At 65.1% G+C, this 13,001-nt stretch carries 6 protein-coding genes; all 6 read left to right on the forward strand.

Features of this window, described 5'->3' with window-relative positions:
* Window positions 1–383 precede the first annotated feature (383 nt).
* The 6 genes from bcsB to bcsG all read left to right on the forward strand — a co-directional run bounded on the left by bcsB (window position 384) and on the right by bcsG (window position 12,850).
* Complete coding sequence (bcsB, locus tag CDV46_RS23770) at window positions 384–2,534, forward strand: cellulose biosynthesis cyclic di-GMP-binding regulatory protein BcsB (RefSeq protein WP_176399171.1); 2,151 nt, start codon at window positions 384–386, stop codon at window positions 2,532–2,534.
* Window positions 2,535–3,788, forward strand: a complete 1,254-nt coding sequence (bcsZ, locus tag CDV46_RS23775) for a cellulose synthase complex periplasmic endoglucanase BcsZ (protein ID WP_176399172.1) — start codon at window positions 2,535–2,537, stop codon at window positions 3,786–3,788.
* Window positions 3,773–7,624, forward strand: a complete 3,852-nt coding sequence (locus CDV46_RS23780; protein ID WP_176399173.1) for a cellulose synthase subunit BcsC-related outer membrane protein — start codon at window positions 3,773–3,775, stop codon at window positions 7,622–7,624. Before bcsZ ends, CDV46_RS23780 begins: the two co-directional genes overlap by 16 nt.
* Window positions 7,625–7,704: 80 nt before the next feature.
* Window positions 7,705–8,472, forward strand: a complete 768-nt coding sequence (locus tag CDV46_RS23785; protein WP_087725370.1) for a cellulose synthase operon protein YhjQ/BcsQ — start codon at window positions 7,705–7,707, stop codon at window positions 8,470–8,472.
* A complete protein-coding gene (bcsA, locus tag CDV46_RS23790; RefSeq protein WP_087725372.1) occupies window positions 8,469–11,150 on the forward strand; it encodes a UDP-forming cellulose synthase catalytic subunit in 2,682 nt (893 codons plus the stop codon). The genes CDV46_RS23785 and bcsA overlap by 4 nt, the downstream gene beginning before the upstream one ends.
* Before the next feature lie 47 nt (window positions 11,151–11,197).
* Complete coding sequence (bcsG, locus tag CDV46_RS23795) at window positions 11,198–12,850, forward strand: cellulose biosynthesis protein BcsG (RefSeq protein WP_087725374.1); 1,653 nt, start codon at window positions 11,198–11,200, stop codon at window positions 12,848–12,850.
* Window positions 12,851–13,001: the final 151 nt, after the last annotated feature.

Raw genomic sequence — 13,001 nt, forward strand, 5'->3', positions numbered from 1 at the left:
CAACGTGCCATTTCCAGAAAGACGGGCTGCGCTGTCCCGCCGAGACCCTGGCAATCCGTGGTAGGTGGATTGTTCGAAAACGACGTGGTGAGACGTCGGGTCGACCGGGCGAGGTTCGTTGTGAATTGGCGATCACAGAACAAGAAACAGATGAGGCATCTAACATGCAACTTCGTCGGTCTTGGTCGCTTCGTTGGAAAGTCTCAACCATCGGTTTGCTCGTCTTGGCAACCATGGATCCCGGTGGTATCACGCTTGCGGGAGCTGCACCCACCGTAACACCGGCAACGCGGGGTAAAAACGCCCCAACGCCAACTAGTACTGCATCGCCGCCAGCCCCGGCTTCAGGGGCAACGGCCGCCGATACCTCCGTTGCATCGGTCGTGCTCGCGCCACCGGCGCCGGGAACGAGCGAGCGCACGGTCACGTTCGCTCAGCTCGGGCAGCGTACCGGCTTGCGCCTGCGCGGCACCGAAGGCTCGGGCGACGTGAACTTCGGCATTCGACTCGATCAGACGGTCGCGTCCGCACTGCTTCGACTTCGCTATACCTACTCGCCCGCACTGATTCCCGATCTCTCGCAACTCAAGGTATATCTCAACGAAGAGTTGATCGCGACGCTGCCTTTCAACAAGCAGGACGGCGGCAAGAATCTGGTGCGCGAGATCCCGCTCGACCCGCGTCTGCTCTCCGGCTTCAATCGTGTGCGGCTCGTACTCATCGGTCACTACACGATGGAGTGCGAAGATCCGATGCACTCCAGCCTGTGGACCGATATCAGTCCGCAAAGCGAGGTCGTCACCAGCACGCAGCCGTTGACGCTGCGCAACGACCTCTCGACGCTGCCCACGCCGTTCTTCGATCGCCACGACAATCGCGATCTCTCGATCCCGTTCATGTTCGGCGCACCGCCGTCGCTCGCCGTCGTACATGCCGCCGGCGTGGTGGCCTCATGGGCGGGCGCATTGGGCGACTATCGCCGTACGCGCTTCCCGGTCGACATCAACGAGTTGCCGGCCAAGCACGCGATCGTCTTTGCAACCAACGACACGCGCCCGGCTGCGCTGAATCTGCCGACGGTCGATGCGCCGACGTTGCGCATGATGTCGAACCCGAACAATCCGTCGCTCAAGCTGCTGGTCATACAGGGGCGTGACGCCAAGGATCTGGAGACGGCCGCGCTGGCGCTGGTCTCCGGCCGCGCGGCGCTCTCCGGCGAATCGGCGCGCATCACGGCGCTCGAACCGCTGCCGCCGCGTCCGGCTTACGACGCACCGCGCTGGGTGCGCACGGACCGTCCGGTCAAGCTTGGCGAACTGGTCGACAACCCAGCCGATCTGCAAGGCAACGGCTATATGCCGTGGCCGATCCGCGTTCAGCTCAATCTCCCGGCCGACTTGCTGACGTGGCAGAACACGGGCGTGCCGCTCGATCTCAAGTATCGCTACACGCCGCCGGTGAAGCCCGACGACTCGTCGATGAGCGTGGCCATCAACGACCAGTTCGTGCGTGCCTACCGCCTGCGCTCCGCGGGTGCGAGCAACGACAAGAGCCACATGCTGGTCGAGTTGCTCTCCGACGGCACCATGGCCGACCACAAGGACGTGCGTATCCCCGCGTTCCAGGTGGCCTCGCGCAACTCGCTGTCGTTCCAGTTCGCGATGGAGCCGCACAAGGAAGGCATTTGCGCGCAGACGATCACCAACGCCGCGCGCTCGGCCATCGATGCCGATTCGACCATCGACTTCAGCGGGCTGCCGCATTACGCCGAGATGCCGAATCTGAGCTTCTTCGTCGGCAGCGGTTTCCCGTTCACCAAATACGCCGATCTGGCGCAGACGGCCATCATCACGTCGAAGACGCCGGATGCGTCTGAGCTTGAAACCGTGTTCACGACGCTCGGCCAGTTCGGCCGCTCGACGGGTGTCTATGCCGACCGCTTCGAAGTACTCGATACCACGCAGACCGATCGTTTCAAGGACCGTGATCTGCTGATCGTGGGCGGCAAGGACGCGGGCGATTTGCTGGCGAAATGGGGCAAGGGCTTCCCGCTGCTCATCGATCAGTCGCGCCGTCTGATGACGAGTCAGGGGCAGGGCTATCGCGGTGACGGCGCCACCGGCTCGGCGCTGGCGGCCAGCCGCGTCGGCCCGGCACGCATGGATGCGCAATCCGACGGACCGCTCGCGGCGCTGGTCGGTTTCGAATCGCCGGTGAGCGCGTCGCGTTCGGTGGTGGCGATCAATGCGACCAGCAACAAGGCGCTGCTCGGCGTGGTCGATATGGTGGACGACGACGTGCAGCGCGCGGCGATTCATGGTGACCTTGCGGTGGTGAATGGCTCGCGCGTCGAGTCGTTCCGGCTGGGGCAGACGTATTTTGTCGGCGACGTGAGCTGGTGGACACGTATTCGCTACCACCTCTCGAGCCATCCGATTCTCGTGGGTATTGCGGCGCTGCTGGCGGCGTTTGCGATCGCACTCAAATGCTTCGGGTGGTTGCAACGCCGCGCCGCACGCCGGCTGGAGAAGTAAATGAAACGCGCTGAAGCCCACGGCCGGCGCCGTCGCGCCGTGCTGCGCGCGCTCGCGGCCGGCGGTGTGGCGCCGGTGCTGCCACTGGTCGCGGCGTTGCCCGGCGTGGCGAGTGCTGCACCGGCCAAGACTGGCAAGGCGGGCAGCACAATGCCCGCGTCCGCCCCCGCCGCGTCGCGCGCTTGCCCGCAGGTCGACTGGCCCGCATGGACGCGCTTCAAAGCCGGCTTCCTCTCCGACGATGGCCGCGTGGTCGATCACAGCATGGCCGATCAGCGCACCGTCTCCGAAGGGCAGGCGTACGCGTTGATGTTCGCGCTCATCGCCAACGACCGTGCCACGTTCGACAAGGTCGTCGACTGGACCATCAACAACCTCGCGCAGGGCGACCTCACGGCGCACTTGCCTGCATGGCTCTGGGGCAAGAAGGACGACGGCCAATGGGGCGTGCTCGACAGCAACCCCGCCAGCGACGCCGACATGTGGATTGCCTACGCGCTCGGTGAAGCGGGACGCCTGTGGAACGTTCGCCGGTACACCGCGCTCGGTGCCTTGGTCGCACGGCGCATTGCGGCGGAGGAAACCGACTTCGTGCCCGGTCTCGGCCGCACGCTGTTGCCCGCGCCGGTCGGCTTCCATCCCGAAAAGGACTTGTGGCGGCTCAACCCGAGCTACGTGCCGATGCAGGTCGTTCGGCGTCTTGCGGGGATGTTCCCCGACAGCGGCTGGCCGCAGTTGATTCCCTCGTCGCTCAAGCAGATCACGCTGACGGCACCGCCGCTGGGCTTCGCGCCCGAATGGGCGATGTACCGGACAGGACACGGTTTCCAGATCGATCCGGAAACGCAGGGCGAGGGCAGCTACAACGCCATCCGCGTGTATCTGTGGGCAGGCATGCTCGCGCCGGGCAGCGAAGATTTTCGCGCGTTGCAGAACACGTTCAGCGGCATGTTGAAGTACGTCGCCACGCATGGGGCGCCGCCCGAGCGTGTGAACACGCGAGACGGCACGGCGAAGCAGGATGGCCCCAGCGGCTTCTCGGCGGCGCTCGTGCCGTTGCTTCAGGCGGTGGGCGACACGGCCGGTGCACAAGCGCAGATCGCGCGGGTGCGATCGCTCGACGCGCAATCGCCGGCGGGCTACTACGGCTCGGTGCTGACCCTGTTCGGTCTTGGCTGGCAGGCCGGGCATTTCCGTTTTGCTGCCGACGGCACGCTGCAATTGCCATGGGAGGGCGCTTGCGCGACACGCTGATTCGCTCCGCCTGTCTGGCTTGTCTGCTGATGGCAGCAGACGCTGGCGTGCGCGCTGCGCCGGCCCCGAACAATCCCGGCAAGACGCCGCCGGTAGCGGCCAATCGAGACGTCCGTAATCTGCTATCCAGTGCGACGCTCTGGCATGCCCGTCATCGCAACGATCTGGCGCGCGCAGCGCTCGAAAAGGCGTTGCTCGTGCAGCCCGATCAACCGGACGCGCTCTCGTTGCTCGGTCAGATCGATATCGAAGAGAACCACGCGGTGGAGGCGAACAAGGCGTTGCAACGCTTGCGTGCGCGCTACCCGAACGCGCCTGCCACCAAGGCGCTCGCCGACGTCATTCGCATCAACACAACTGATAAGTCGCGCATTGCCCGTGCCCGGTTGCTGCAACGCAGCGGTCAGGCCGACGCGGCGTTTGCCGAGTACAAGGCGCTCTTCCCCGATGGTCCGCCGACGGGCGATCTGGGCGTGGAGTACTACCGTGCGCAGGCCAACGCCACCAATGGCTGGCCGGCCGCCCAGCAGGGGCTGGCGAATCTCGCGAAAGCATCGCCCGACGACACCCGCGCATCGCAGTCGCTGGCCGAGTTGCTGATCGACCGCCCGGCGAGCCGGTTGGCCGGCACGCGCATGGTGGCCGAATTGGCCGCGCGCCCCGATGCCGATCTGAATGCGTTGCTGCCGCTCTGGCAGAAGGGGTTGTCCAAAGCGGACGGCAACCTTGCATGGCTGCCGCTCTATCAGCGCTATCTCGCGCTGGCACCGAACGACGCCGATATCCGCGCCGCCTACGACAAGCTCGGGGCGCAACAGGCGGCTCGCCAGCGCATGCTCAACGACCCGTCGTACAAGGCGCGTCAGGCGGGCATCGCGGCACTCGATCAAGGCCGCCTTGGCGACGCACAGAAGTCACTCGATGCGGCGCGCGCCAAGCGCCCCAATGATGGCGAACTGCTCGGCTCGCTCGGCCTCGTGAAGATGCGGCAGGGCGATCACAAGGCCGCACAGGACTTGTTTTCACAGGCGATGCGCAAAGACCCCGATAACGCGGGCAAATGGCGCAGCCTGCTCAAGACGTCGCAGTTCTGGGGCGCGATGTCCGACGCGCGCGATGCACGCGATGCCGGGCGGCTCGACGACGCCGACCGGTTGGTGCGCAGCGCGCTGGCCGCGGACCCGGCCAACCCGGACGGGCTGGCTCTGCTTGGCGACATCGCACTCGACGCGAAACGCGACGACGATGCCGAGCGGCTGTTTCAGCAGGCCCTGAAGATCGAGCCTGATAACGACACGGCGCTGCGGGGCATGATTACGCTGTACTCGCGGCAGCAACGCCGTACGGAACTCGCGACACTGCTGGGTGATCTGCGGCGACGGTTTCCGCAAGACGCTGCACGTTTCGACAAAGCCGAATCGGCCGCGCTCTCCGACGACGCCGAGCGACTTATCGCCGAAGGGCACAACGGCCCGGCGCTGGCGGCCTTGGAGCGCGCCGTGGCTCTCGACCCAACCAACGCGTGGACGCGCTATTCGCTCGCCAGCCTGTATCGCAAGCTGCGCCTGCCCCAAATCGGTCGCGAAGTTATGGCTGAGGGGCTGCGCCAGACACTGTCTGCCGACGACAACGCGCAGATGCACTACGCGACGGCGATCTATCTGAATGTGATCGACGACGAGGCGGGCGCCCGCGCGGCGCTGGCACAGATTCCTGCCGCCGATGCGTCGCCGTCGATTCGCCGCCTTCAGACAACCCTCGCGATTCGCGACGCCGCCCGGCTCGCGCGCGAAGCCCATGCCGCCGGCAACGACGACGAGAGCGAGCGCCAATATCGCGAAGCCCTGTCGATGGCCGGCGACGATCCCGAGTTGATTGGCGAAGTGGCGCGCGCGCGGGTGGCTGCCGGACAGCCCGAGCAGGGGCTGGCGCTCATGCGCGAGTGGCTGGCGGCACACGCCGACAAGCCGCAACCCGATGCACAGCTGCGCTATGCCGAATTGCTCAACACCGCCGAGCGCGACACCGAGCTCGGCACGTTCCTCGCAGGCATCGACCCGGCAACACTGGGTGCCGATCAACGCGAAGAGTGGCAAGACTTGCAGGACCGTCTGGCCCTGCGTACGGCGGACCGTGCGCGCGCACTCGGCGACTTCGACACCGCGCAGAAGGCACTCGAACCGTTGCTCGCCCGTAACCCGCCCGACAAGCGCGCCTTGTCGACGCTGGGCGATATCTATTTCGACGAACGGCGCTTCGACGAGGCACGCAAGATCGCCGAAAACCAGATCCGGCAAGACCCGACCAATCAGGACGCCCGGCTGTCGCTGGTGCGCGTGCTTTACGAAATGCAGGACGACGACGCGGCGAACCGCGAACTCGACCGCGCATTGGCCGAGGCACCGCCCGACGATGTCTGGACGCAACTCGCCGCCGTGCGCCGTTTGACGGCGATGGAGCGCTACGACGAGGCCATCGCCCTGAACGACAAACTGCGCACGCAATTCCCGGACAACCCGTCCGTGACCGTGCAACGCGGGCGCATCGCGCAGTCGCAACGCCACTACAACGAGGCGAAGGGCTGGTACGACGAGGCCCGCAAGGAAGAGATCGTGCAAGGGGCGCTGCCGGGCTACGACGGCATGACGTCGGCAGAGTCGGGCATCGATTCGCTGGAATCGCGGCGCAACAGCTACGTCGCGGCCGGGTACGAAATCGACACGAAGAAGGGCGACGGCGGCATCTCGATGTTCAATGCCCGCGCCGTGCCGCTGTACGGTCAGTACGCCGTGGGTTACGACGGCCACGTGTTCGCGCAGACCGACTACGTCAGCGCCGACTCTGGCGACTTGCCGCTCAATGGCACATCCGAGATCGGCACGCTGCCGCTGCTGGGGAATACGCCGTTCCGCAACGCGAATCCGGGACTGCTGACCGATTACGGCAGCAAGCGGCAAAAGGCGCACGGACAAGCGCTGATGCTGGGCTATGAGAACGACTGGATTCGTGCTGACATCGGGCACACGCCGATCGGCTTTCCGGTGTCTTATGTGACCGGTGGCGTGCGGTTGTTCGGCAATCTTGGCCGCTACAACTACTGGGTCGATGTGTCGCGCCGTCCGGTCACGGGCAGCATGGTGTCGTATGCGGGCTCGTATCTGCCGTTGCCGGAGATTTTCGGCGACGGTAAATGGGGCGGCGTGCGGCGCGACGCCATTACCTTCCACGCCTCGCGTGACTTTGCGAAGTGGGGCGTGTTCGGCGAAGCGAGCGTCGCACGGCTCACCGGCGAGAACGTGCTGAACAACTCCGAGGTATCGGCGCGCGCAGGGGTTGATCTGCCGCTGATCTACAAGCGCGACATGCGCATGAACACCGGTCTCACGCTGTTCTTCGACAGCTACGCGCAGAACGAACGCTTCTACACGTACGGCATGGGCGGTTACTACAGCCCGCAGACCTACGTCTCGCTCACGTTGCCGCTCGAATGGTATGGCCGCACGCAACGCTGGTCGTACTACCTGCGCGGCTCGGTTTCGTTCTCGCAGAGTCAGGAAAAGTCGATGCCGTACTTCCCGACCGACGGCGCCATTCAGGCCGCCAGCGGCAATCTGACTTATGGCTCGGGCGGCGGCTTCGGCGTGGGCTTTTCGATACTGGGGCGCGCAGAATACTGGATCAACCGCCATTGGGTCATCGGTGGACAGGTGCAGTTCGAGCGCTCGGATTACTACGCGCCAAATCGCTTCCTCCTCTATATGCGCTATCACTTCGATGCGCGTCGCGGCGATGTGCCGATGCCGCCGTCGCCGGTGCGCCCGATCTGGAGCTATTGAGCCATGGCCAACTTCTCTAGCGACATCGCTCCGCCCCCACTGGCATCCAACCCGGCGGCCCGCTCGGCAAAGGGGGCGGCATGCTGACGCTCATCACCGTCGTCTCCAGCGCGGGCGGCGCCGGTCGCAGCACGGTGACCGCTCACCTTGCGGCCCAACTCGCGCAGGGCGAACACCCGGTCGCCGTCATCGAACTGGATGCGCAGAACAGTCTCGGCGCACTGCTCGGGCTGAGCGCTGCGTGCGAAAAAGGCGTGCTGACGCTCGGTGAAGCGCCGGCGGGCTGGCGTTCGCTGCTATCCGACACGCCGGCCAAAGTGCCGTTGCTGCCCGCAGGCCGGGCGTCTGCTGCGCAGGTGGCCGCGTTTGGCGAGTGGTTGCACCGTGAGCCTGCCGGGCTGCGCCGCCAACTCGATGCACTCGGCTTGCCCGATGGCACCCGCGTGTTGATCGATACATCGCGCCTGCCGGGCGTCACGGCGCAGGCCGCCATCGCCGTGTCCGATCTCGTGCTCGGGGTGGTGCCGGTCACGACGACGGGCTATGTCACGCAACCCGATCTCATGACCGCAGGCGGCCCCGGCTGTCAGATGGTGGCGAATTTTGCTGCGGCCAACTCGGCGTTGGGCACTGACCTGATGCAGATGATTCAGTCGCGTGGCGGCGACGCGATCGTTCCGGTGCGGATTCACCGGGACGATGCGGTCGGCACGGCGGCCGCGGGCGGTCTGCCGTTGTTCACGCACGGCGAAGGCTCGCAGGCGGCGCTCGACATCCTGCACTTGGCCGCATGGCTGCTGCGCGCAACGGCGCGTACAAGCGATGGCGTGGAGGAGGGTTCGCCATGATCAGCGACGCACTGCAAACGCTGTTCCGGCTGGGGCGCGAGACGCTCGCGATTCGCTTGCGGCTGCCGCGCCGCCCGGACGGGCGTGAGCCGGGGCCCATGCAGTGGATGCTCGCTGCCACCCTGCGTTCGCCGCGTCAGCAACTGCGGGTATCGCAGATGGCCGATCACGTCATCGCGCGCCTCGCCATGCGGCTCGACGTGCGCCAGCTCGACCAATGGCGCGACTGGTGGCTGCGCATCCTGTTTCAGCCGGCGCGCAAGGGCAGGGCAGACTATTTCGGCCGGGCTTTCGCGTGGGGCAACGAGCGTCTGACGCGTCGCGTCGGGGTACCGGCCGATGCCACCTTCTGGCAACTTGTCCGGGCAATGCTGTGGCGGCGCGCCGACCAGCGCCCGGCGTTTCCGCCCTATGTCGCGTGGCTCGCGTTTCGGAACAACAACGAGCGCTTCCGGCTATGGCTGGTGCAAACACTGTTCGGCATTCCCCCCGACACGCCCGCGCAACTGGCGCACCGATTCGACAAGCAACTCGAAACGGTGATGGAGTGGCGGGTGACGTCGGCCGTGGTGGCGCTGCTCGGCCTGTTCGGGGTGCTCTGGATCGTGACGACGCCGTTCGATCCGTTCGAGCAACTGCTGTTCTCGATCTGCACGCTGACGCTCGCGCTCGTGTTCCGCCGGCTCGACAGCCAGTACTCGGTGCTGGTGCTCATCGGCCTGTCGATGATCTCGACGGTGCGCTACGTGTGGTGGCGCCTGACTCAGTCGCTGGCGTTCGATACGGTGGCGGAGGCCACGGTCGGCTACATCCTCGTCGCGGCGGAAATGTACACGTGGCTGATTCTGCTGTTCGGTTACCTCCAGACGATCTGGCCGTTGCAGCGGCGCATTACGCCGCTGCCGCCGGACATGCGCGAATGGCCTACGGTCGACGTCTACATCCCGACGTATAACGAAGGGCTCGATGTGGTCCGCCCGACGGTCTACGCCGCGTGTGGTATCGACTGGCCGCCCGAGAAGATCAACATCTACCTGCTCGACGACGGCAGACGCGAGGAAATGCGCGAGTTCGCCGCGCAGGCGGGCGTGCATTACGTCACCCGCCCGGACAACAAGCATGCCAAGGCGGGCAACATCAATCACGCGTTGGGCAAGACGACGGGCGACTTCATCGCGATCTTCGACTGCGATCACATTCCCGTGCGCTCGTTCTTGCAGACGACGATGGGGTCATTTATCAAAGACCCGCGTTGTTCGCTCGTGCAAACGCCTCACCATTTCTTCTCGGACGATCCGTTCGAGCGCAATCTCGCCACGCGCGGAGCGGTGCCCAACGAAGGCCGCCTGTTCTACGGCATCGTGCAGGACGGCAACGACTTCTGGAATGCGGCGTTCTTCTGCGGCTCGTGCGCCGTGTTGCGCCGTACCGCGTTGAACGAAGTCGGCGGTGTGGCGATCGAGACCGTGACCGAAGACGCGCACACGGCGCTCAAGATGCACCGTCGCGGCTGGAACACCGTGTACCTCAAGGTGGTGCAGGCGGCGGGTCTGGCCACCGAATCGCTGTCGGGCCACGTGGGCCAGCGCATTCGCTGGGCGCGCGGCATGGCGCAGATTTTCCGCGTCGACAATCCGCTGTTCGGGCGTGGGCTGAAGTTCGGTCAGCGCATTTGCTATGCGAGCGCGATGCTGCACTTTTTCTATGGCATTCCGCGCATCGTGTTTCTGCTCGCGCCGATCTGCTATCTGTTCTTCGGCTTGCATATCGTGCAGGCGGCGGCACTCAGCATCTGCGCCTACGTGCTGCCGCACATTGCCCACGCCAACATCGCCAACTCGCGAATACAGGGCAAGTACCGTCATTCGTTCTGGTCGGATGTCTACGAAGCGGTACTTGCGTGGTACGTGGCGCTGCCGACGACGGTCGCGTTCATCAACCCGCGTTACGGCAAGTTCAACGTGACGGCCAAGGGCGGGCTGATCGAGCAGAGCTTCTTCGACTGGAGCATCTCGAAGCCGTACATGGTGCTGCTCGCCTTCAATGTGCTGGGCTTTCTCGCAGGCATCTTGCGCTTTTTCTATGGCCCGTCGCATGAGACCGGCGCACTGGTCTTCAATCTGGCATGGGTATCGTTCAATTTGGCGGTGCTTGGCGCTGCGGTGGCCGTGGCGACGGAAGTGCGGCAAGTGCGCCGCACGCACCGCGTGACGATGAGCATTCCTGCCGTGCTGTATCTGCCGGACGGCCGCACGTTGGCCTGCCACACGCGCGACTTTTCCGGCGGCGGTCTGGCCCTGCACATGCCTGTGGCGCTGGATTTGCCGGTCGGCACCGAGGTACAGGTGGCGTTGTCGCGCGGCGAGCACGAATACGGGTTTCCGGTGAGCGTGGTGAATTCGCTCTCGCAAGACCTCTTCCTGTCGTTCATGCCGCTCACGGCGGAGCAGGACAAGCATCTCGTGCAATTCACCTTCGGGCGCGCCGACGCGTGGCGCGATTGGGACGCCGAGCGCACGCGCGACGAACCGATCAAGGCACTGTTTGAAATGCTGGCGATGGGCCTGCGCGGCTATCAGGTGCTGGCGAACTATTTGCTGGGCAAGCTCGTGGCGCGCTGGCAGAACCGGCTGCGCGGTGCACGTACGCGTTCGCAGCAGAGCACGCCGCAGGCGTAATGCATGCCTAATCGAGCGAAGAAAGAACCTAGGGACGGAACCTGACAATGGGCATCTGGAATCTTTACTTCATCTTGAAACTGGTGCTGCTGTGGGCTGGCATCATCGGCTTCCACGTGGTGCCGAACTTCATCTTCGCGGTGTTGCTGGCGATTCGCTTGCGCCCGCGATGGGCACGTATCCTGCGACAGGTGATCGCCGTGCCGGTCGGTGCCGGTCTGCTGTACTACGACTCGAACCTGCCGCCGTTTGCACGGTTCATCGAGCAACTGCCCGCGCTGCTGCAATTTCGCTTCTCGTACATCATCGAATTGCTGGGCCGGTTTGTGTCCACCCGCGACTGGTTGCTGCTCGCGATTCTGGTGCTGGCGTACTGGATCGTGAACCGATGGGTGCGCGTGACCACGTTCGTGCTGCTGGCGCTGTTGATCGTGCCGGGGGTGCTGCGTGTGGGCACGCTGGTGTCGGTGGCGCCGGTCGTCGCCGCGCAGGGCGGTACCACGGCGGTGGGCGCAGGTGCCACGGCCAGCGGGGGAGCCGCCGGTGCCGCCGGTGGCAGTGCAAACGACGTGGTAGTGGGCGATGGCGAGGTGCCGCCGGGTGCGAACCCGAACGCGGCGCTCAACTCGTTCTACGCGCGCGAGCTGACGCGTTCGGTCTCGTTGCCCGCGCAAGCGGGGGCAGGGCCGGACTTCGACATCATCTTCCTGCACATCTGCTCGCTCGCGCAGGACGATCTCGATGTCGACAATCTCGACAACCAGCCGCTGCTCTCGCGCTTTGACTTCGTGTTCAAGAACTTCAACTCGGCGGCGAGCTATAGCGGCCCGGCGGCCATTCGCGTGTTGCGCGCAGGCTGCGGCCAGCCGACGCACAAGGCGCTGTACGATCCGGCCGGTCCGCAGTGCTACGTGATGAGCGATCTGAAGAACCTCGGCTTTACGCCGAAGCTCGCGATGAATCACGACGGGCACTTCGACAACTTCATGCAGGAAGTCAAAGACAACTTCAACGTGCAGGGCATCACGCCGTTCGACAACACGCATGCGCGCGTGTCGATGCGCGCCTTCGACGAGACGCCGATCCACTCTGACGGCGATGTGCTGCAAGCATGGTGGAAACAGCGTACGGCCATGCCCGACAAGCGCGTGGCGCTGTACTACAACACGATCTCGCTGCACGACGGCAACCGGCTGGAGGGCTCCAAACTCACCAGCGTGCAGAGCTACCCGCTGCGCGCCAAGGCGATGTTCGACGACTTCAGTCAGTTCATCGACACCATTGCGCAGTCGGGTCGCAAGGCCGTGGTGGTGTTCGTGCCGGAACACGGTGCGGCGATTCGGGGCAGCAAGCTGCAAATCTCGGGCATGCGTGAAATTCCACTGCCGGAGATCACGCATGTGCCGGTCGCCGTGAAGCTGGTCGGTTTCGGCGACAGTGCCACGGCGGGCGGTGCGGGGCCGCATACCCCCGTGACGATTTCCACGCCGACGAGCTATCTCGCGCTGATGACGCTGGTCTCGCATCTGGTGGCGACCAACCCGTTCGCCGGCACCCCAGACCTCGCGCAATATGCAAACGATTTGCCGCAAACCGCCTTCGTGTCGGCCAACGAGCAGACGACGGTGATGAAGTACGACAGCAAGATGCTGATTCGCGGTGCCGATGGTGTCTGGCTCGATCTGAAGTCGCTGGAGTAGCCGCCGGGCATCGGTGCGGGTGGTGCGAGCGTCGCGGGAACGCGGCATGCGCGCTTGTGCAGGACACGTCAGGTCACCCGACAGGTGGCCTGACGTGTTTTGACGGAATCGCGCATACTGTGCGTCTTGTTTGTCTTGTCCGTCTGGCCCG

This window comes from Pandoraea sp. PE-S2T-3, assembly GCF_002179965.1.
In the GTDB taxonomy this organism is placed as follows: domain Bacteria; phylum Pseudomonadota; class Gammaproteobacteria; order Burkholderiales; family Burkholderiaceae; genus Pandoraea.